We start from the raw sequence: 19,684 nt of genomic DNA, 5'->3' as shown, positions 1-19,684 counted from the left end.
TCCCTGCAGTATTTATCTCAGTCCGAATTCGCCCGGGAGCGAGCCCGGAGCATCGCCGATCGTCCAACCGCCATCGACCGGGATGTCCACGCCGGTCAGATAGGCCGCCTCATCCGAACACAGGAAGATCGCGGGGCCGACGCAGTCCTCCGGCCGGCCAGGCCGTCCAACGGGAATCTTGGCGGCGACCGCATGACGGAAGGACGCGTCGGCATACCGGGCTGCCGTGCGCTCCGTCTCGATGGCGCCGGGGGAGATCACGTTCATGGTGACTCCATGAGCGGCGACCTCACGGGCGATCGCCCGAATGGCCGTGAGTTGCGCCGACTTGAACGCGGCATAGGCGACGGTTTCCGCCCGTGGCCTGGTTGCCATGACACTGCCCGTCGCCACAACGCGCCCCCATCCACGTTTCGCCATCGCAGGGACGAACGCGCGGCAGAGCGCTACGAGCGAGGCGAAATTCGCGGTGAAATGGCGTGCGAGGTGGTCGTCCGTCAGGTCTTGCCAAGGCACGCGGTTCTCGATGGCCGCGTTGGCGATCAGGATATCGACGGGACCGAATTCGTTCTCTATCTGGTGTGCGAGGGTTTCCGGCGCGGACGGGTCCAGGAAGTCGGCTTCAAAGTCCATCGCGGCACGGCCGACAGCGTCAATCTCGGCACGGATTGAAGCCAAGCCGCTCGGGTCACCATGACCGTGCACTGCCACCGCTGCGCCCTGCTTGGCCAAGCCGAGTGCGATCGCGCGTCCGATGCCTGAATTGGCGCCCGTGACCACCGCGCGGCGTCCGAGGAGGGAGAAGGGGGCCGTCATTGCTGCGGGTCCCCGTTGTTGCCGAGCTTTTGCGCGACTTCGAGCGACGCGATGTCCGCTGCCTCGAAATGAGCAATGATCTTCTGCTCGGCGAGATCAGGTGTGCCGGCCGCAATCGCATCGTAGATCGCGCGATGGCGCTCGACAGTGGCGTTCCAGTCGGCATGGGATCGGTTGGCCCGGCGCGAGAAGAGTTCCGAGACCTCGCGCTGAACGGAGCGCATACCCTCCATCTGAACGCGGATCATGGTGTTGCCCGTCGCGAGCGCGATGCCGATGTGAAAGAGAATATCGGCTTCGGTGAACCCCGCGGGCTCCTCGATCGAGCCGACCATGTCATGCAGGGCTCGCTCCATGGTGGCCAATCCGGCCGGATTGCGGCGCTCCGCCGCCAGTCGCGCAATCCCCGCCTCGATGACTCGCCGCATCTCGTTCGCTTCGCGCAGCCGCTCGAGGCTCGAGCGCGCGGCGTAGCCGTAAATGCGCTCCATGGGCTCGCCGTTGATCGCCTTGGCCCGTGCGACCTTGCCCTGCTGGGTAAAGATCAGCCCGGCTGCCGCCAGCTGGCGGAGCGCCTCACGGGCGATGGGCTTTGAAACCCCGAATTCGCGAGCAATTTCGCCTTCGGCCGGCAGCGCCTCTCCAGGTGCGATGCGCCCATCGAACAGAGCTGCGGCGATTGCGTCCGAAACAGTATCCGCAAGCCGGGCGGGCACGACCGGCTTTGAAGAGAAAAGAGGCTTTCTGGCCGATCCTGCGTTCATGGCGGTCCCGATTTTTCTTATCGGTAACACATCAAGTGCAAACATAGCAACTATGATTTGTAGTTGCCAAGTAGTCCTGTTCCACGTTATGACGCTGTGCCATGAAATAAGGGGGGCAGGGTGTCGACGGAGACTAACAGCACGGATATCCGCATCACCGATGTGATCGCCCACCCGCTCACGCAAAGGCTCCCGCAGCCGACGGTCACGTCGTGGGGGGCCTATACCGAAGTCTCGATCGTGCTGGTCGAGGTGCGCACCAATGCCGGCATTACAGGTGTGGGTGAGGCGCTGGCGCGGTTCTCGCCGAGGGCTTACGCGGATCTGATCGAGACCTCCCTGAAGCCGCGCCTGGTCGGCGGCAATCCTACCGATATCCAGGCGCACTGGCGCGCCATGAGGCGCGCGCTTTCCGGACGTTCCGGAGGCATGTTGTTCGAGGCAATCGCCGGAGTGGACATCGCCCTATGGGACATCCTCGGCAAGCTGGCAGGCCTGCCGGTTCATCGGCTCCTCGGCGGCATGGGCCGAACAGAGGTGCCTGTCTATGCGGCTTCCGTGAACTGGGGCAGTGAGGAGTTCATGGACAGTGAACTCGACCGCTATCTGGAGAAGGGGTTCCCGCGGATCAAAATCAAGATCGCAAACCCGGTCAAGGACGCATGCCAGCGCATCGCCCGCCTGCGCAAACGGGCGGGCGACGACATCGAACTCTGCGTCGATGCCAATTGGGCCTACACTCTGGAAGAGGCGGTGGAGGTCGGACGCGCCCTGACCGACAATGGCTATTTCTGGTTCGAGGAGCCGTTGAGGCCCGAGGACGAGGCCGGCTACGAAGAGCTTCATCGCCGGTGCGCCACGCCACTCGCGGCAGGCGAAAGCAATTACACGCTCGATCAGGCGATGCGGCTCGTTGCCAACCGGACGCTCTCCTACCTGCAGCCGGACGTCGCGCGTTCCGGCGGAATCAGTGAAACGCGCCGCATGGCCGAGTTCGCCGCAGCGCATGACGTTCAATACGCGCCGCATATCGGCATGTCCGGCATCATCTGTGAAGTCGCGAGCGTCCATCTTGCCGCGGCGATGCCGAACATCCGCGCTATGGAATGCGAGACGGACTCCAGTCCGTTCAAGACCGAACTGACGGGCGCCGCTCCCGGCGCCGACCGACAGAAGAACGGCATGATGCCGGTGCCGACCGGCCCCGGGCTCGGCATTGAAATCGATTGGGACGCTGTCGCACGGCTTCGCGTATAGCGGAGCATGGAGATCAGGATGACTATGAATGTGCCGACGAACGACTTGACCGAGGCCATGCGGCTCGCGTTGCTGCGTGCCGACCCCAAGCTCAGTCGCTTCGATCCTCTGCCGCGCATCATCAGTCACGACAGTTTTTCCACCGGCCATTGCGGTTGGTCGCAGCTCGTCGGCAATTACGAGAACGATCTCGACACGATGCTTCCGGGTTATGCCCAGCATACGAGCGCAATGCTCTCGACATTGTCGCATTGGGACTCCGGTTCGCACGGCGGCATGGGATCGTCCTACGCCCTCAAGATTGCGACGCGCCCACGTAAGGGAGCCCAGAACGTCGCCATCAAGCGTCACACCTTCCGCCACCGCGGGCGGATCCGGTTCGAGGTGTATTTCACGTTCAAACCGGAGGCGACGGAACTCAAGCTCAGCGAAACCGATGTGCGTTCCGTCGGCTTTCTCTTTGATCTCCAGTCGGGAGATCAGGATGTCGGCGGCCAGCGCGTGATGCCTCATCTGCGCTTCCTCAACGCGTTGGACGGAGAGCATGTGCAGAAGTGGCAGTTCAAGCGTCGAACCACCGAATTCAAGCCAATCGGCAATAGCGACAAGACCCTCAGTCACTATCACCTGGCGCCCGAGGACTGGGAAGATCTGCCCGGAGGTTCGCAGCGCCTGTGCTACAACGAGATTCCGACCAAGATCAATTGGACCTATCTGGCATTCGACTTCGATCTGGCGGAAATGAAGGCCCTGTCGTTCCGCTGCAATGATCGCACCTTCGACATGTCGGCTTTCGAACCCATTCACATGCCGGCGATGAGAAATCTCTGGTGCATGCTGAACTTCTGCCTTTTTGCCGAGACCGACTCGGACAAGCGGGCTTTCCTCTATGTCGATTCCGTCTGCATCTCGGGAGATTTCTAATGTTGCCCGAGAACATAACCCTTGTGGTCGGTCGCAACGAGAGCTGGTCGGGCCGGGCGGCGTCGGAGCCTTTCGAGGCGGGGTGGGCGCGTGAAGCCGTCATTTTCGTTCGTGCTCTGAAGGAGCCGAAGGGCGAGCAACCGGTCGCCCGGGTCGAGATTTCGCCAGACGGAATGCGCTGGGTGCCCGAAGGCACCGAGGTTCCGATGCCTTCGAGCGAGGGAGGCATTGCGGTTTTCCGCGTGAAGCACTTCGGCAACTGGCTCCGTGTTGCAGCGGACTATCCACCCGGCTCCGAATGCAAGGTCCTTGTAACGGTTCACTTGAAAGCTTGAGCCTCAAGAGAGATGGCAGCCGGCCCCTTCGGTGTGACCCGGAGGAAGCCTGGCTGCTGATCTCTCGACAAAAAGGTTCCCTATCCGGCCGACATTCCCCAAGGCGCGACCTCATCCTGTGGACCAGGTACAGCCCGCCATTGAGTGTGCAGTCCCATGGCGAGTTTCCGACTCAGCGCGCTTATTCGCGACTGAACTCGTACGCTTGACCGTCGTCCAAAGAGAGACGGAACAGGTCGAGTTTGCCTTCCTTATCGATCTGGAATTGAACGAACGCGCTCGGATGGGGACCGATGTTTTCGACCATGGGGGCGAAAACGCCGAGGGGCATGAGGCGGGCCGTGAAGATATCTCCGTCCCAGGGTTCGAGCTTCAACGTCGCGCCGGTGGCCTGGATCTTCATGGCAAGGGCATCTCCATCGACGGTCAGTTCCACTTGGCCGAAACTTGGATTGAGGAACTTCCCAGCCAGGGATGGCGTGGGCGGGAAGGGGCGTGGTTGTGCGGGCTTGGCGAACAGCGCGTTGCTTGCCTCGAACCCTGCCGTAGCTGATTTAAGGCCGTTCGCCACATGGTCGACTTTGTCGTTTCCGAGAATGCGATCCATGACCCACATGCCAACGGCGTCGGGAAGACCCACATTCGTTTCGTTGGTGAGTACAATCACGCCCACCTTCTTGTCAGGCGCCATCCCCACATAGGAGCCGAAGGACAAGGTGCCTCCGTTATGCCAAACGATGGTGCCGTTCGGCGTCTGCTGAATCACCCACCCGAGTGCGTATGAGACGCGATCCGTCATCGCGACCTTTGGTGTGTGGGTAAAGGCAAGGCTTTCGGGTGAGACGAGGCGCTTGCCTTCGAAAGTCCCTTTCCCGAGCTGGAGCCGGACCCAATGGAACACGTCCTCCACCGTGGAGTTGATGTCGCCTGCGCCCTCGAAGTCGTAGGGAAAAAGCTGCGTGAAGGGTACTTCGACGGTACCGGCCGGTGTCCAGCGATGGCCTCTCGCGTGGTTGGGCGATGCCTCGATGGCCTCGGCGCTGGTGGAGGTATCCGCCATCCCCAGGGGTTTGAGAACTTCCTGATGCAGCACCGAATTCCAGTCCGTCGCCCCAGCCGCCTTCGCGACGATATTCCCGGCGAGAATGTGGGTGATATTGGTATAGGAGAAAGTCGATCGGAAGCTCGAGACCGGTTCCACATGTCGTAAGGACCGGATCAGCCCATCCTGGCTGATGCCGAAGATGCCCAGCCCGTCATTCACGGCGGGGGGCAGGCCGGAGCGCTGCGCAAGGAGGTCGAAGACGCGGAACTCTCGCGTCACCCAAGCATCCTTCAGTTGAAAGCTCGGATCGAGATCGACCACGCGGTCGTCCCAGCGAAATCGGCCGCGGTCGACCATGATCCCCAAGGTGGCTGCTAGGAAACCCTTGGTGGCCGACCCGATCTGGAACACCGTACGCGGATCGACAGGCCTGGCGTCGGCCTTGCCGCGTACACCGAATCCTTTTGCGTAGATGAGCCGGTCATTGACTACGATGCCAATCGCAAGTCCGGGAACGTCAAACGCCTTCATGCCGGTGGCAATGTAGGTCTCGACCTCCGGAATGAGGGACTGGACCTGCGCTTCGATCTCGGGTCGCGGCGGCGACGTCTTCACTGCCTGGGCGGTACTCGGAGCGCTCAGGCCACCAAAGCCAGCAACTGCCAGCAGGCAGGACAACACGCTCGCGACAAGGCGTCCCCTCGGCCTTGTAGGGAGACGAGATGCCTTGTCGATGCTCCCGTGACCAAGCCCAATCCTCATAACAACCCCCTCCAGTGCCGATACGGGGCGTTTGTATCATGGACTGTTGGTTTGGACGATGAGACCTGCGACCGATCGCGGAAAGACGTCAAGGCGCCGACGATCTGCTCCACTCAACCCATGCGGCAAGGCACGTTCATCGTGGATGGCAGGGTAGGTGACTCCAAGTCGATCGGGGTCGTCGGCAGCATCCAGACTTCACCTGGAGAACTATACGACGGGAGCATCGACAGTGCACACCACTCCCGTGGGGGGAAAGGCGATCTCCACCTGACCGTCCAGATCATGCGCCAGGGTGCGTTCGAGAAGACGCGATCCGAAGCCACGCCGGCGCGGGGTGACCACGGGCGGGCCCCCAACCTCCATCCAGCGCAGGGTCAGCCGAGGCGGCGCCGTTCCGTTTTGCAGCGTCCACGACACAGCAATGGAACCGGACTTGTTGGACAAGGCGCCGTACTTCACCGCGTTGGTCGCCAACTCATGGAGAGCCATCGCCATGGCCAGCGACATACGAGGTGTGACCCGAACATGGGGCCCTGTGATGTGGAAGCGACCTTCCCCCGTGCTCTCGTAAGGCTTGAGGGCGTTCGCGACCACCTCCGCCAGGTCGGCGCCCTCCCAGCTCTCCCGGGTAAGGACGTCGTGGGCTCTCGACAGGGCGAGCAGCCGCATCTCCAGCGCCTCGCTCGCATCCGATTTCGTCTCGGCCGTGCGCAGGGTCTGGGCTGAAATCGACTGTACGGTCGCAAGAGTGTTCTTCACGCGGTGGTTCAACTCATTGATGAGCACCCTTTGATGCTCGGCAGCGCGCCTTTCCTTGTCGAGCGCTCCCCTCAGCCGCTCCTCGCCTGCGTGCAGCGCCTCCAGACGGGCCCGCGCCTCGTATTGCCGAAGACGTCCCCGCAAGGCGGAACGAGCAACGCTCACCAGTGTGCCGGCATGAAAAGGACGCTCCAGAAAGACCACATTGCCGAGAAGCTCGGAGAGACGCGTCAAAGCTGGATTGCGCTCGACCCCGCCGCCACGACGCGTGAGAAGCACGAAGGCAAAGTCGGACCAAGGGGGTTGATCCGAAAGCCACCGGGAAAGCTCTCTCAGATCGGCGGTGCGTAAGGCTTCGTCTGCAACGAGGGCGAAGGCTGCCCCATGGGCAAGCTCACCTACCATCGCAGGTAGGTCGGGACAGATCTCGGACGCAATCCCTGCGGCTCGCAGGATATCCGCTGCAACGGCCGCATCCCGTCCATGCGGAGCCAGAATGAGACCCCGCTCCGAATACGGGTGGAGAGTATCGCTCATGGTCAACGGTCTTCGAGCAGCCGGGCCTGGTCGTCTTCGACCAAGACCGGCGTGCCGCGCAGAATCCCCTGGAACCCCTCCAAGGGCTCTCCTATGGCAATGCCTTTGCTATCAATCCGGATTTCGCGGATGGTGTTCTCGTGCGTACCAAACCGCTTCTTGATGATCGAGATCGCGCGGCGGACCTGGCCGAAGGCCTCGAAGTAGCGCAGCAGGACCACTGTGTCGGCGAGATAGGTCAGATCGACCGGGGACTTCATATCACCGACAAGTCCATGCTGGGCTACCGTCAGGAAGGTCGAAGCACCCTGCCGGTTCAGGTATTGCAGCAGCTCATGAAGATGCAGGATCAGAAAGTTCTCTTCCGGCATCGCGGATTGATAGCCGTTGAGGCCATCGATCACGATGGTTTTCACCCTGTTGCGGTCGACACTGGCCCTTACTCTATGGGCAAATTCTCCGGGGGAGAGTTCAGCGGCGTCGACCTGCTCGATGAACAGGTGGCCACTGCTGCACAGCGCGTCCAAATCGATGCCCATCAGTTTGGTTCGGTCGATGAGTAAACCAAGCTCCTCATCGAAGATGAACAGCGCTGCTCTCTCGCCGCGTGATGCGGCAGCGACAGCGAACTGCACCGCCAGAAGGGATTTGCCCGCCCCAGCAGGCCCCATAAGCAATGTGCTTGATCCTTGCTCGAGACCCCCTCCCAAAAGGGTGTCAAGTTCAGGGATTCCGCTGGTGAGCACGTGTCGGGCAAAGCCTGTCTTATGCTCGCCTGAGACCAGGCGCGGGAACACCTGGACGCCACCCTCGGCGATGATGAAGTCGTGGAAGCCTCCCCGGAACGACTGGCCGCGGTACTTGATGACGCGCAGGCGGCGGCGCTCGGATCCGTAGGTTGGGGTAAGTTCTTCCAGACGGATGACGCCGTGAGCCAAGCTATGCACGGTCTTGTCATTCGTGTCCGTGGTCAAATCATCCAGCATCAACACGGTTGCGCCCTGCCGGGCAAAATAGTGCTTCATCGCGAGGATCTGGCGACGATAGCGCAGGGAGCTTTGCGCCAGCAGGCGGATCTCGGACAGGCTGTCGATGACGATCCGAACCGGCTGTGTCCGGTCTATAGCCTCGAACACGGCCTTGGTAGTCTCGCCAAGCTCAAGATCAGAGGAGTAGAGCAGGCTCTGCTGGTGCTCGTCGTCCAGGAGGTTCTCTGGCGGAACCAGTTCGAACACCTGAACGCCATCTCCGATATCCCAGCCATGGGAGGCCGCACCCTCACGCAGTTCTTTTTCCGTTTCGGACATCGTGATGTAGAGTCCCTGTTCTCCATTCCTGGCTCCTTCGAGCAGAAACTGGAGAGCAATAGTGGTCTTGCCGGTGCCGGGACTTCCCTCCAGAAGGTAGACGTGTCCCGGGGACAAACCGCCAATGAGGATGTTGTCCAGCCCTGCAACGCCCGTGCGTGCTTTTGGGGAGGGCTGAGGCTTAGCGATCATAACGAAGTCCAATCTCTTTCTGAACAATGGCCGGAAGGGTGTGGGCCGGGATAAGTCTGAGCACGCCAGCGAGCGCCTGCTCCACATGCCAGAGGTCATGCTGCTGCTGCTGATCGAGCCAAAAATTCGGTGTCGTGCCTGAGAGACGGGCCAGACGCGTCGCCATCTCGGGGCTGACCGCGGCGGTGCCGGCCAGAACCCTGTGGAGAGTCTGACGCGCGATGCGAAGCTCACGGGCCGCTTGGCTGACGGAGAGACCAAGGCCCGGCAGAACCCGGTCACGCAGAATCCATCCAGGGTGGAGCGGAAGTGCTGGGGCAGCATGTGAGGAGGAAGGCATGCACTTCACCTTGGGTTGGCCGACTGTAGCGTTATGGGTGACAGGTCGCCCAAAACAAGGGCCACCACTGATAGGCCTGGTCGAACTGTATAACTTTTCACGAGTGTTCAGCCGTCCCTGACGAACGAGGAACAGAATTCTTAGGGCTGGGAAAACGTTCCGACTGTAAGTGAGTTTCAAGGCGACGATTGTCGCGATACTTGTCTGCCGAGCCTGGAGGGCGAGCCGGATTGCCGTGGATTCTCGATGATGCGTTTTAAGAATGCTGCGGCCCTTGTCCGGAGGAGTAAGCCGATCCGTCGGCAACGACTGCAGCTTATGGAACAAAATGACATCTTCGGATTGTCGGCAGATCGCGCATTGAAAGATCTTGCGCCTCGTCACCTGTCATCCCATGTCCGGACCGGTACTCCAGCTACCAAGTCCCACCTGCCTCGATTCCATCCTGAATAATCTGAAAGATCATGGACAAAATCCGAGATAAGTCGTCGGTTGCTCGTTCAGCCGCCCTCAGGCCCTTGCCTGCGCTCATTTTCAGCTCTCGCTGGTTGCAGCTGCCCCTTTATATCGGTCTGATCATCGCTCAATGCGTTTACGTGTACCTGTTTCTAAAGGAACTGGTGCACCTGGTGCTTCATGCCGCCGACTTTACCGAGATGCAGATCATGCTCGTGGTGCTCGGGCTCATCGATGTCGTGATGATCTCGAACCTGCTGGTCATGGTTATCGTCGGTGGGTATGAGACCTTCGTGTCCCGCCTTAATCTCGAAGGACATCCGGACCAGCCCGAGTGGCTGAGCCACGTCAATGCTGGTGTTCTCAAGGTGAAGCTGGCCATGGCAATCATTGGGATTTCATCGATCCATCTCCTGCGCACCTTTATCGAAGCGGGCTTCGTCGGCACCGCGAGAAGCACCTATACGGAAACTGGGATCATCCTCCAGACGGCCATCCACTCCGTCTTTATCCTCTCGGCTATCGGGATCGCCTATGTCGACCGGTTGTCGTCCCAATCCGAGGGCAGTCATTCATAGGCCTCCTCGAATCTGGGTTCGGCTGCAGCTGTGGGAGCCGAATACGTCAGCGACGGCTCAGGTGAGTACCACGACTGGTCTCAAACTGGTTCGATTGACGAATGGCCATATAGGAAACATTGTTTCCATATGAACGAAAGCTCGCCGCGCAAGGCTCTCACTCAGACGATCGGCTTTATTCAACAGCTCGAACGGGCACGCAGCCCGACCGAGGTCTGCGGCATGTTGCTGCCTATTCTCAGCCGTTTCGGCGCCGAGCATATCCTGGCTGGTCTGATCCCTCGACCGGACAGCAATCGTCAACAGCAGATCTCTCATATCATCCTGGATCACTGGCCCGCAGATTGGAGCCGCCGGTACTTTACCCATGGTTACATTGCTCGGGATCCTGCCATCAAAAGCGTTTCTCTGGGCGCCTCACCGTTCCTGTGGAGTGATCTGAGACCACTCTATCGGGACAGTCCCGCAGCGTGGCGTGTCATGGAGGAGGCCTCGGACTTTCGGCTCAAATCCGGTTTTACGATACCGCTTGCCACCCTTGAAGGTGACGTTGCTGGTTTTTCCATTGCCGGGGAGCGGTTGGAGATCCCACCGGAAGAACGGGGCATGCTGACTTTGCTCGCGACCTACGCACTGGGACGGGCGCTCCTTTTGCGGGAGGCCGATCTCAAGACAATCGCCAAACTTTCTCCCCGTGAGCGTGAAGCCCTGCAATGGGCCGCCGAGGGCAAGTCGGAATGGGAGATCGGTGAGATTATGGGCATCAGCGAGCACGGTGTTGATAAGCACATGCGTGCGGCGCGTATGAAGCTTGGTACGACGAGTCGCACGCATGCCGTAGCGGAAGCTATCCGCATGGGCCTCATTAATTAGAGAGTACGCGAGCGCGTACTTTTGCCCTCCGTGGAACGTGGCAGATTGGCTGCCACTAACCCAGAGGAGGGACCATGATTCACATCGTGACGCCTGAAAACGAACATTTGTTCCGTGACGAGATGGAACAGGCCTACCAACTGCGCCATCGGGTCTTTGTCGAGGAAATGAAGTGGACCGATCTGGCAAAGGACGACGGCCGGGAGATCGATCAATTCGACAACGAGCATGCCGTTCACATGCTGTATATCGACGAAGGCAAGGTACTTGGCTATCAGCGCATGCTGCCTTCGACGAGGCCCCATCTCCTTTCCCATGTCCTGCCCCAGCTCTGCGAGGTCGAGCGCCCGGTCGGGAGCCATGTTTGGGAATGGACCCGCTATTGTGTTGAACCGGGCCATCGTGAGCGGGGCAGGGCACTCAGCCCCGTTGCCAATGCGCTTCTGTCCGGAATTGTCGAATGGGGATTGGCCGGCGGGATCTCGACCATCATAATCGAGATGAATCCGCTTTGGCTCCTGCGACTGGTTCAGCTCCATTTCCGCACGATGCCACTGGGCCTGCCGCAGAAGATCGGTGATCAGGACGTGATCGCCGTGACGGCGACCTTCGATCAGCGCACTCTCGCTCGCCTTCAGGAAATGAGAGGCGATCACGAAAAGGTTCTGGCTGAACCTGGCACGACCTGGCGTCGACTAGCAGGTTAACCATGAGTAATGAAGCTGTCCATTTGAGCCCGGAGGAAGAGCTGTTGGTCCTCCTTTTCTGGGCCTATAGCAAGGATGTGGAAAAGAAACTCGGGCCTGAAAAGCTCCGCGCACTTCCCAGATTAGGCATGGCCATCGAAGCCCTTGGGCCGGTGCCTGCCGCGATAGGTTGGGATGACGATGTGGCTGCCGTTCAGTCCCTGGGCAAATCTAATGAGCCTCTCCGGCGTCGTTCATAGAGTTAGCGGGGTCCGGCCTCAAGCCGGGCTTCTCTTCGTCATAAGCTTCAAAGCGGCCGGACACAGGAAGAGCCCTGACCTCTCGAAAGATGGCCGCCACAAACTCTCTCATCGTCTCGCGCCGGCCATTTCCGCATGATCCAGGCCATAGATCGTTTCGAGCCATTAGGAGATCGTGGTTCACCAATTACACGAAAACCTATTTATAGAATTCTCCTCGTGAGTTAGGGGTCGTCGCAACAGTGCTGCGCGCGAAGGGGCGACGGAGATGAAGACGATAGGTTTGATCGGAGGCATGAGCTGGGAAAGTTCAGCGCAATACTATCGCATCATCAATGAAGGGGTTCGGGAACGCCTCGGCGGTGTGCACTCCGCCCAAAGCCTGATGTTCTCCGTGGATTTTGGCGAAATCGAGCGGCTGCAGCACGATGGTGAGTGGAGGGTGCTGACCGATAAGATGATCGAGGCTGCCCAACGCTTGGAACGTGGAGGGGCAGACTTTTTCCTTGTGTGCACAAACACCATGCACCGGATGGCCGACGAGGTCGCCGCAAAGGTCTCAATTCCCATTCTGCACATCGCCGATCCGACGGCGGAAAAGATCAAAGCGGCCGGCTACAACCGTGTCGGCCTTCTGGGAACCGCCTTCACGATGGAGCAGGATTTCTATAAGGGCCGACTAACGGCAAAGCATGGTCTGGAAGTTCTGGTGCCGGAGGCCGACGATCGGGCGGTGGTGCATCAGATCATCTACGAAGAACTGGTCGTGGGCCGGGTTCTTGCCGCCTCTCGTGAGAAATATCGCGCGATCATTCAGCGCCTGATCGAACGAGGAGCAGAGGCTATCATTCTTGGCTGCACGGAAATCATGTTGCTCGTGCAGGCAGAGGATAGCGCGGTGCCGCTGTTCGATACGACCACCTTGCATGCTGAAGCCGCTGTCGAGCAGGCAGTCGAAGGCTGAGAGCCATAAGCTCTTCATCGCTGCTCGATATCGTGGGCCGTGGAGCGTCCGGCGCATCTCCGACGCTTCCTAGCCTTCTGCCGGCGTACGATCTCGGTCACAATCCGAAGCCGACCATTCAAAGCGAGTGAGGACACCTAAGCCAGGTTTCGCGCAGGGGAGCCGAGAACGACTTGCTTTTTGTACGTGCTTCTTTCGAGGTCACGAATCTCGACGGTGATTTGAATGGTTCTTTGCGCGACTGCGCTTGGCATGGCTCTGGCGATCGTTTCTACGGCCTTCGTGCCAAGGCTCTCTTTGACGGCTTGTGTGCGACCGGAGAGAATTGAGAATGTGACATGCACGAACGCTTCGTCGAAAGAGCCGTCACCGATGACGTAGTTCTCGACGGCTGCGAGGCGGGTCTTGCAATCTTCAAGGCTGCACGAGATTTCTTTGACGAGAAGATCGTGCAGCCCAAGAGCAACGCTCCGGTAGTCGACGAGCTTGGCGATGTTCTCGGTGAATTCCAATGTGATCTGGGGCATAGCGTCCGGACTTTTTAGTAAGACCTTGCGGCTCTATGTAACATATTGCACGGAGTATCAACCGTGCTTGCGCGTCCTTCCAGGCTATTGCTCGTGAATCGGGTTCGAGACGTTATTGTTGCTTGGCAGGGGATGATGTCAGGCAAGTCAGCGACGTCACTTCGTCACGCAAGTGTTCCCGCTGATCTTGTTCTTTCCGGTTCGTGATCCTTGGCAACCCGCGTCACGGTCGAGGGTCGAGCTTCTCCGGCTTCACCTTCACGCGTGTTCCCGTGCGACACCGGATTGCCCGTTGTCATCAGGTGGCCCGAACATGACGGCAAGCCAGTGTGTTGCAGGATGTTCGGCACAGAACGTGAGCACTGCGACGGTGATCGGCACGCCGATGAAGGTTCCGGGCAAACCCCAGAGAAAGGTCCATAGGAAGATCGAGAACAGGACCAGGAAAGGCGACATCGCCAGCGCAGTGCCGGACAGACGCGGTTCCACATAGCTCCCGACTACGAATTGGATCACGTTCAAGCCGGCGAATACCGCGATGACGGCCTCCCAGCTCTCGAGATCCACCATTGCAAGCAATGTTGGGAACAAGGTCGCGATGAACGGACCGATGAACGGAATATAGTTGAGTGAAAAGGCAATGACGCCCCATTCTCGAGCCAGCGGCAACCCGAAGAGGGCCGCGAAGCCCCAGACGAGCATCCCGGTCAACAGGCTCATGAGGGTCCTGACCGCCATATAGCGTCTGATTTTGACCGCTGTCTGCCTGCTGCCCTCACTTAGAAGCCGGACCGTGGCCCCATCCGGCAACGCTTTGATCTTCCGTGCGGTACCTTCCACTTCGAGAAGGCCGAGGATCACGTAGACGAGCACGATGATCCAGAAGCTCAAGGTCGTATTCACGTGCCCGGTAAACTTCTGCATGATCCCTAAAAGCCAGCCGACGTTGAAGTGGTCGGCCCAGAGGCTCGCCACCACGATTCCTTGAGCTTCGAGCCACATAGCGGCCCTGTCATAGAGGGCTTGGAAGCGCCCGAAATTCGCGAGTCCCCAGCGTCCGACGCGACCGAAACCCCATGCGATCAGCGCGGCGAAGCCGGCGAACGCAACGACAAGGACGAGGATGCTCACCAAGAGAGCGAGAAGCTGAGGCATCGATGCCTGAAGCCGCTTCTGGAACGGCCAAAGCAAGGCGATGAGGAACAGGGCGAAGGCGACAGGTGCGAAAACCGCGCTGGCGATATTCAAGGCCGTAAGAAGGATGACCAAGCCGCTCAACACGATCCATGCATTCAGGCCTCCCTTTGTGGACATGCGGACAATCTGAGCCTCGCTTAACCGGTCTTACAGCTCGACCAGCTTGTTGCGGATCGCATAACGGATGAGGTCGGCGGACGAGTTCGCGTTGATCTTGCGCATGACAGCGGCGCGGTGGGTCTCCACCGTCTTGATGTTGATACCGAGGACCATGGCGACCTCCTTGTTGGTGCGCCCCTCCGCGATGAGCTGCACCACCCCCCGTTCCCGGGGCGTCAGGGTGCTGCCGGATGTGGAGCCGCCAGCCAGATAGGAGCTCAGTAGGGTCTCCGACACGCGTCCGGTGAAGAATGGTTGGTGGCGAGCGAGGGCCTCGACCGCCGCAATCAGGAAGCGCCGGGCATCCGATTTCAACAGGTATCCCCGTGCCCCGGCCTGAAGCAATTCGCGGATGAGTGGCTCGCTCTCGTGCATGGTGAAGATGAGCACCTCGGTCTGAGGGCGAACGGATCGAATTTCGCGGGTGGCGTCGACCCCGTTGAGAAACGGGAGCTGGTAATCAAGGACGGCGACGTCCGGCTGCGTCTCCGATGCCAGCTCGACCGCGCGTTTGCCGTCCCCAGCCTCGGCGACCACCTCCCATCCCGGCTGGCTGCCCAGGATGGAGTGAAGTCCGGAACGGACGACGTCGTGGTCATCGGCGATCAGGATGCGGGTCATGGCAAGGCTTGCTCACGGTGACGTTCCTACATACTCCCGCGGGATGACCCGCGACACTCGGGTGAAACCCTGAAAACGCCAGGGATAAATACGGAGGGACAGCGATGCTCCGCCGATGGCGCCGAGGTGGCCTTACGCCACCATCGCTCCATCCGAGATGCTGCTCCCATGCGGGACGCGGGCACGGATGACCGTGCCCTTCCTGCTATACCGGATCCGTAGGGTGCCGCCGAACTGGTGCAGGCGGATGCGCATGCCCGGAATGCCGACTCCGAGCGAGGCCTTGCCGCTTCTCGATGTCTTGGGACGGGCCTGCATCCCGCGTCCATCGTCTGCGACGCAAAGGACGGCGCCATTGGACGTCAGATGCAGCTTGATGGCGACCTGGGAGGCATTGGCATGGCGGTGGACGTTCGATAGCGCCTCTTGAATGATCCGCAAGAGAGCTCTCCGGAGGTCGAGCGGCAGATCGTCAAGGCCCTCGGCGATCCGGCATGTCACCTTGAGGCCGGTCCGATCGGAGAAGCCCTCCGCGAAGGCCTGGACGGTGTCGCCGAACCCGTTCTCATCGAGACTGGCCGGATGGAGCAGGTATGTGAAGAGGCGCAGCTCCTTCAGCGCCTCCTCCAGCAGGTGGTCGATCTCGCCAAGAAGCCTTTGCCCATCCTTCTGGGGCAACAGTCGCTCGACCTTCATCAGGTTGAGACCGACGGCGACAAGGTATTGGGTCGTCGAGTCGTGCAGTTCCGAGGCGATGCGCTGGCGTTCGTCTTCCTGAAGAGTGAGCAGGCGGTCAGACAGCTCGTTGATGGTGGCCCGCGCGGACATCAGGTCCGAAACATCGTCATGGGATACAATGATGCGTGTCTCGTCCTCCACACGGAACCGGAAGGCCCGCACCGTGAACCACCGGTCGACGCCAGGCGAAACCAAATGATAGAGGGCCTGGAAATTGGGACGGAGTCCGTTGATCACTTCTTCCATCCCGCTAAGGCTGCGTTCCCCCGGTACGCCGAGGCCGTGGGCTGGAAGATCCGAGCCTGCGCCGTCGACGAAGCGTCGCCAAGCTTGATTCACGGCGATGACCCGGCCTGTTTCGTCCAGGATGGCGATGCGCTTCGTGAGGGCATCAAGGGAAGCCTGGAAGAGCTTGCGTTCCTTGACCGCCGTCTTGTGGGCCAGAGCTCGGTCGGTGACGTCACTGAAGAAGATGCTGGCCCCGTCTGGCGTCGGAAAGGCGCGCAGCTCGATGAAGCGGTCGGGATAAAGGCCCGAAGGCAGCTCGCCCCGGTAGGCCTTGCGATGCCGGACCGCCTGGGTCACCGCTGCGATGCAGGCGCCATCGTGTCTCACGAGGTCGAGGTAGGATTGGCCGACGATCTCGTTCCATGACCGGCCACACCAGCGAAGGGTCGCTGCGTTGGCGAACGTGATGCGGAACGAATGGTCGAGCATGAAGTGGCAATCGCTCATGCTCTCCAGAATGTCGCGCAGACGCTGATTGGTGACCAGGAGCTCGGTCCGTGTGGCCGCCATGGTGTGCTTGAGGGAATCGATGGGACCCACGTTCCGCAGCAGGGCCCTGACAGCCATGCCGCCGACCATGACCAGAGCGAGACTGGCCAACGTGGCATGATAAAGAGCCGCAAGAATGGGGGCGTTGGCCATTGTGGCCGGAAGTTCCGATAGGGTCGTATAGCCGGTTTTGGGGGAGCGCTCGAAGGCGACAAGCTGGCCTTGTCCGGTCCCGAACAGACCATTTCGGTCGCGGTTCGCAAGCATTGCCGTCGTATCCGGGGGCACCGGGGCGATGGCCGCTGCGGGGGTGCCGGTGGCCAGTTGTTCGAGCTTGCGGTCGAGAACGATTGTCCGCCAAGTGCTCGATCCGACCGCTTCCTGGACGGCTTGGTTGAGATGCTCTTCCGGCACAAGGAGCGATAGTACCCGGTTCATCTCGCCGGTCGCGGAATTCAACCGTAGGCTCACGGAAACGATCCAGCGCTTGATGAGCGGGGAGTACATGCGGTCCGATATGCTCAGGCCGACGGCGCGGACAACCTCGAGCCGCTGCCGGATGCCTGGGATCTCGTCAATGCGAGGCATGGCGGTCCCAAAGGGATCTGTGGTTCTGAAAAGCACCCGGTCGTGATCCCAGAGGGTGAACCATGAACCTTCCGGTCTGGGGGTCGCCTGAAGCTGGTCGTAGAAGCCCTTGAGATCCCCGGACTCGAGCAGGGGCGATCTCGACAGCCCCTTGAGCAGGTAGCCCATGGCCTGAACCTCGCGCTCGACCGCATTGCTCGCCGTGACCGAGGCGGCCATCCCCTGATGCGTGATGGCGTGTCGCTCCCCATAACCGCGCCAGAGCAACGCGGTCCAGGTCGTCAGCAGTGAAAGACCGATGGTGGCCGTCGCAATAACCGCGATCCGTCCCCGGATGCCACCAAGGTGGGCCGTTTCGAGGACCGGGAGTCCGAGTCGAACCGAGGAGAACATGTCACCTCCTGGTCAGATCCTGTAGTGCTCGCAGTCACGCCGCCGCATGTTCCGGAAGGGAATACGAGCAATTGCGGGAACGCTAGGGCAGTGCGCTTCCAAGTCGCCTTCAGCCCCGGCGCCATTGCGCCGATCAAACCTCTGAATTACTTCAAGATTGCACAGGAATTCCGTCTTTCCAATAGAAAACAAGTGGGAATTGGGCTGTGGAGCGACAGGAATTCCGAGCAATACAGAGCAAAGAGCTGTTCTCTAGTTGAGGGACACCCCTGGGAAGCCCCTTTCATTGGCCCATGATCCGAAGGCACGATCCGATGGATGGTGAGCAATGGCGAGGTGCCGATGAGGCTCGGCGGCCGTGGCGCCAAGGCAGCTTCGCCGTGGCCGCTTCTGTTGAGCGCCGTCTCAAGACATCCCTCGGTCTGTCTCAGGGTTGTACCCGATAGCCACGCCGCCTGTGGTCGATACTCTCATGGCGTGCCCATGCGACCCCTGAGCGTTTGAGGAGATCGTCCCATGGTTGAGCTGGTGGTCGTCGGCCCGTCGGTTGGCACCCTGACCGGCCTCGTGCTGACCTCAATCCTCTACGCCATCGACCAAGACACCTGCGAATTCCTGGAGACACGACCGTCCGAAGCTTCTGCCGGAAGGGCGACGACCACCAGACCAAGATTCGTCTGCCTCCGCGAGGAAGGAGGTCTTCGTGCTCAATGAGACGCTGTATGCAATTGCGGTCGGCGTTGAGATTGCGGCCGTCGCCGTCATCCTGATCGGGGCGATATCCGCGACCTGGATCTTTCTCCAGGGAGGTCCGTCGCGGGCCGGGTGGTCCGAAGCCTTCCGGCATTATCATGCCAACCTGGGGCGCGGCATCCTGCTTGGGCTGGAGCTTCTCGTTGCGGCAGACATCATCGGCACTGTCGCGGTTGAGCCGACGATCAAGAACCTGGCCGTGCTCGGACTTATCGTCCTGATCCGAACCTTCCTCAGCTTCGCGCTCCAAGTCGAAATAGAGGGGTGTCTGCCGTGGCGGCGGCATATCGTCGAGGTCGCAATGGGACGGCACTCGGTGGGATCGCCTCTGGGCGCAACATCGAAGGCGGGAAAGGAGCAGTAAGCTGCCGAGGAAGACAAGCGATCGGGATCAAGACGATTGAGGCATGGAGGACGTGATGGTTGCCCAGGAGCCCGTTTCAATGAACGGTGTAACGAGTCCCACCAGACCTCCCGGATGGGTGCGCCTGTCTTTGGGGGGCGTTATGATCCTTGCTGGCATCGCGGTTCTGGCTGATGTCGCGTTCGCTTCCCTCGTCAGTTCGGCCCTTCTCGGTGCTGTCGCGATTGTCGTCGGCGTGTTCGAGGTCGCCTATGCGGCCTGGACGAGAGGCTGGGGAGGGCTCGGCTGGCAGATGCTCCTGGGATTGCTTTACATCGCCCTTGGGGTTGTGCTCGTCGGTGTGGCAGGCTCCAGCGTGATGGTTCTCACCTATATTTTCGTACGCTCGGCCGGGCAGGGCGAATTGTTGCTCACCTACGGGCTGGGCCTGGTCCTTCTGCTGTCAGGTATCGTCAGGATACTCCTCGGATACAGCCGATGGCGAGAGAGCGGTTGGATCATGTTGTTCTCAGGCGCGTTCGGCGTGCTGGCTGGCCTCATCGTCTTGGCCGAATTTCCGAAGACAGGGCTATGGATCTTCGGATTGCTGCTCGGGATGGATCTCATTGTGCACGGTGCAGCGTGGCTGGGCTATGCTGCTCTTCCACGAGCCACGCGTTCTTGAATTCGGCGCAAATCTCCAATTCGCAGCGTAACCCGATAGGTTGCT

The 19,684-nt window shown here is 60.4% G+C and carries 20 protein-coding genes; 10 read left to right on the top strand and 10 right to left on the bottom strand.

The window, feature by feature from the left end; translation table 11 throughout:
* Positions 1-12 precede the first annotated feature (12 nt).
* Entirely contained in the window at positions 13-816 is an 804-nt protein-coding gene (locus LJD17_RS11330; protein WP_227384258.1) for an SDR family NAD(P)-dependent oxidoreductase, read from the bottom strand.
* A complete protein-coding gene (locus LJD17_RS11325; RefSeq protein ID WP_227384257.1) occupies positions 813-1,580 on the bottom strand; it encodes a FadR/GntR family transcriptional regulator in 768 nt (255 codons plus the stop codon). The genes LJD17_RS11330 and LJD17_RS11325 overlap by 4 nt, the downstream gene beginning before the upstream one ends.
* Positions 1,581-1,700: 120 nt before the next feature.
* Between LJD17_RS11325 and LJD17_RS24245 the strand changes: the two genes are divergently transcribed.
* Genes LJD17_RS24245 through LJD17_RS11310 form a run of 3 tightly spaced genes read left to right on the top strand, consistent with a single transcriptional unit; the run spans position 1,701 to position 4,096 of the window.
* Positions 1,701-2,837, top strand: coding sequence for a mandelate racemase/muconate lactonizing enzyme family protein (locus LJD17_RS24245; RefSeq protein WP_227384256.1), 1,137 nt, complete (start codon positions 1,701-1,703; stop codon positions 2,835-2,837).
* Between the two features lie 57 nt (positions 2,838-2,894).
* Positions 2,895-3,761: a DUF6772 family protein gene (locus LJD17_RS11315; protein WP_227384321.1), complete on the top strand. Its 867-nt coding sequence runs from the start codon at positions 2,895-2,897 to the stop codon at positions 3,759-3,761.
* Positions 3,761-4,096 carry a hypothetical protein gene (locus LJD17_RS11310; RefSeq protein WP_227384255.1) on the top strand — a complete coding sequence of 112 codons (336 nt, stop codon included), beginning with the start codon at positions 3,761-3,763 and terminating at the stop codon, positions 4,094-4,096. Before LJD17_RS11315 ends, LJD17_RS11310 begins: the two co-directional genes overlap by 1 nt.
* A gap of 181 nt (positions 4,097-4,277) precedes the next feature.
* Here LJD17_RS11310 and LJD17_RS11305 read toward each other — a convergent pair whose 3' ends face one another.
* The 4 genes from LJD17_RS11305 to LJD17_RS11290 all read right to left on the bottom strand — a co-directional run bounded on the left by LJD17_RS11305 (position 4,278) and on the right by LJD17_RS11290 (position 9,041).
* On the bottom strand, positions 4,278-5,903 hold the full coding sequence (locus LJD17_RS11305) for a serine hydrolase (protein ID WP_227384254.1): 1,626 nt from the start codon (positions 5,901-5,903) through the stop codon (positions 4,278-4,280).
* 210 nt (positions 5,904-6,113) lie between these two features.
* A complete protein-coding gene (locus LJD17_RS11300) occupies positions 6,114-7,202 on the bottom strand; it encodes a sensor histidine kinase (RefSeq protein WP_227384253.1) in 1,089 nt (362 codons plus the stop codon).
* A gap of 2 nt (positions 7,203-7,204) precedes the next feature.
* On the bottom strand, positions 7,205-8,701 hold the full coding sequence (locus LJD17_RS11295; RefSeq protein ID WP_227384320.1) for an ATPase domain-containing protein: 1,497 nt from the start codon (positions 8,699-8,701) through the stop codon (positions 7,205-7,207).
* Positions 8,691-9,041: a HigA family addiction module antitoxin gene (locus LJD17_RS11290; protein ID WP_227384252.1), complete on the bottom strand. Its 351-nt coding sequence runs from the start codon at positions 9,039-9,041 to the stop codon at positions 8,691-8,693. Before LJD17_RS11290 ends, LJD17_RS11295 begins: the two co-directional genes overlap by 11 nt.
* Positions 9,042-9,505: 464 nt before the next feature.
* Here LJD17_RS11290 and LJD17_RS11285 point away from each other — a divergent pair, with 464 nt between their 5' ends.
* From LJD17_RS11285 to LJD17_RS11270, 4 genes are all read left to right on the top strand, one after another.
* A complete protein-coding gene (locus LJD17_RS11285) occupies positions 9,506-10,075 on the top strand; it encodes a TIGR00645 family protein (RefSeq protein ID WP_227384251.1) in 570 nt (189 codons plus the stop codon).
* Positions 10,076-10,204: 129 nt separating this feature from the next.
* A complete protein-coding gene (locus LJD17_RS11280) occupies positions 10,205-10,948 on the top strand; it encodes a helix-turn-helix transcriptional regulator (RefSeq protein WP_227384250.1) in 744 nt (247 codons plus the stop codon).
* Positions 10,949-11,022: 74 nt separating this feature from the next.
* Complete coding sequence (locus LJD17_RS11275; RefSeq protein WP_227384249.1) at positions 11,023-11,655, top strand: acyl-homoserine-lactone synthase; 633 nt, start codon at positions 11,023-11,025, stop codon at positions 11,653-11,655.
* Positions 11,656-12,162: 507 nt separating this feature from the next.
* Positions 12,163-12,858 (top strand): aspartate/glutamate racemase family protein, encoded by a 696-nt coding sequence (locus LJD17_RS11270; RefSeq protein ID WP_227384248.1) that lies wholly within the window; start codon positions 12,163-12,165, stop codon positions 12,856-12,858.
* Between the two features lie 137 nt (positions 12,859-12,995).
* Here LJD17_RS11270 and LJD17_RS11265 read toward each other — a convergent pair whose 3' ends face one another.
* The 4 genes from LJD17_RS11265 to LJD17_RS11250 all read right to left on the bottom strand — a co-directional run bounded on the left by LJD17_RS11265 (position 12,996) and on the right by LJD17_RS11250 (position 17,858).
* Positions 12,996-13,385 carry a 5-carboxymethyl-2-hydroxymuconate Delta-isomerase gene (locus tag LJD17_RS11265; RefSeq protein WP_227384247.1) on the bottom strand — a complete coding sequence of 130 codons (390 nt, stop codon included), beginning with the start codon at positions 13,383-13,385 and terminating at the stop codon, positions 12,996-12,998.
* Positions 13,386-13,643: 258 nt separating this feature from the next.
* Positions 13,644-14,699, bottom strand: coding sequence for an AI-2E family transporter (locus LJD17_RS11260; protein WP_227384246.1), 1,056 nt, complete (start codon positions 14,697-14,699; stop codon positions 13,644-13,646).
* A gap of 30 nt (positions 14,700-14,729) precedes the next feature.
* Positions 14,730-15,362, bottom strand: a complete 633-nt coding sequence (locus LJD17_RS11255) for a response regulator (RefSeq protein ID WP_227384245.1) — start codon at positions 15,360-15,362, stop codon at positions 14,730-14,732.
* Positions 15,363-15,494: 132 nt separating this feature from the next.
* Positions 15,495-17,858 (bottom strand): PAS domain-containing sensor histidine kinase, encoded by a 2,364-nt coding sequence (locus LJD17_RS11250; RefSeq protein WP_227384244.1) that lies wholly within the window; start codon positions 17,856-17,858, stop codon positions 15,495-15,497.
* 516 nt (positions 17,859-18,374) lie between these two features.
* On the opposite strand from LJD17_RS11250, the gene LJD17_RS11245 reads away from it, so the two are divergent.
* From LJD17_RS11245 to LJD17_RS11235, 3 genes are read left to right on the top strand one after another with little or no spacing between them, the layout of a single operon-like run.
* Positions 18,375-18,572 (top strand): hypothetical protein, encoded by a 198-nt coding sequence (locus LJD17_RS11245; protein WP_227384243.1) that lies wholly within the window; start codon positions 18,375-18,377, stop codon positions 18,570-18,572.
* Positions 18,562-18,975: a DUF1622 domain-containing protein gene (locus LJD17_RS11240; protein WP_227384242.1), complete on the top strand. Its 414-nt coding sequence runs from the start codon at positions 18,562-18,564 to the stop codon at positions 18,973-18,975. The genes LJD17_RS11245 and LJD17_RS11240 overlap by 11 nt, the downstream gene beginning before the upstream one ends.
* A gap of 55 nt (positions 18,976-19,030) precedes the next feature.
* Positions 19,031-19,639, top strand: a complete 609-nt coding sequence (locus tag LJD17_RS11235; RefSeq protein WP_406600793.1) for an HdeD family acid-resistance protein — start codon at positions 19,031-19,033, stop codon at positions 19,637-19,639.
* The last annotated feature ends 45 nt before the right edge of the window (positions 19,640-19,684 follow it).

It is taken from the genome of Microvirga rosea, from assembly GCF_020595095.1.
In the GTDB taxonomy this organism is placed as follows: domain Bacteria; phylum Pseudomonadota; class Alphaproteobacteria; order Rhizobiales; family Beijerinckiaceae; genus Microvirga; species Microvirga rosea.
This window is presented reverse-complemented; position numbering and strand designations above follow the sequence as displayed.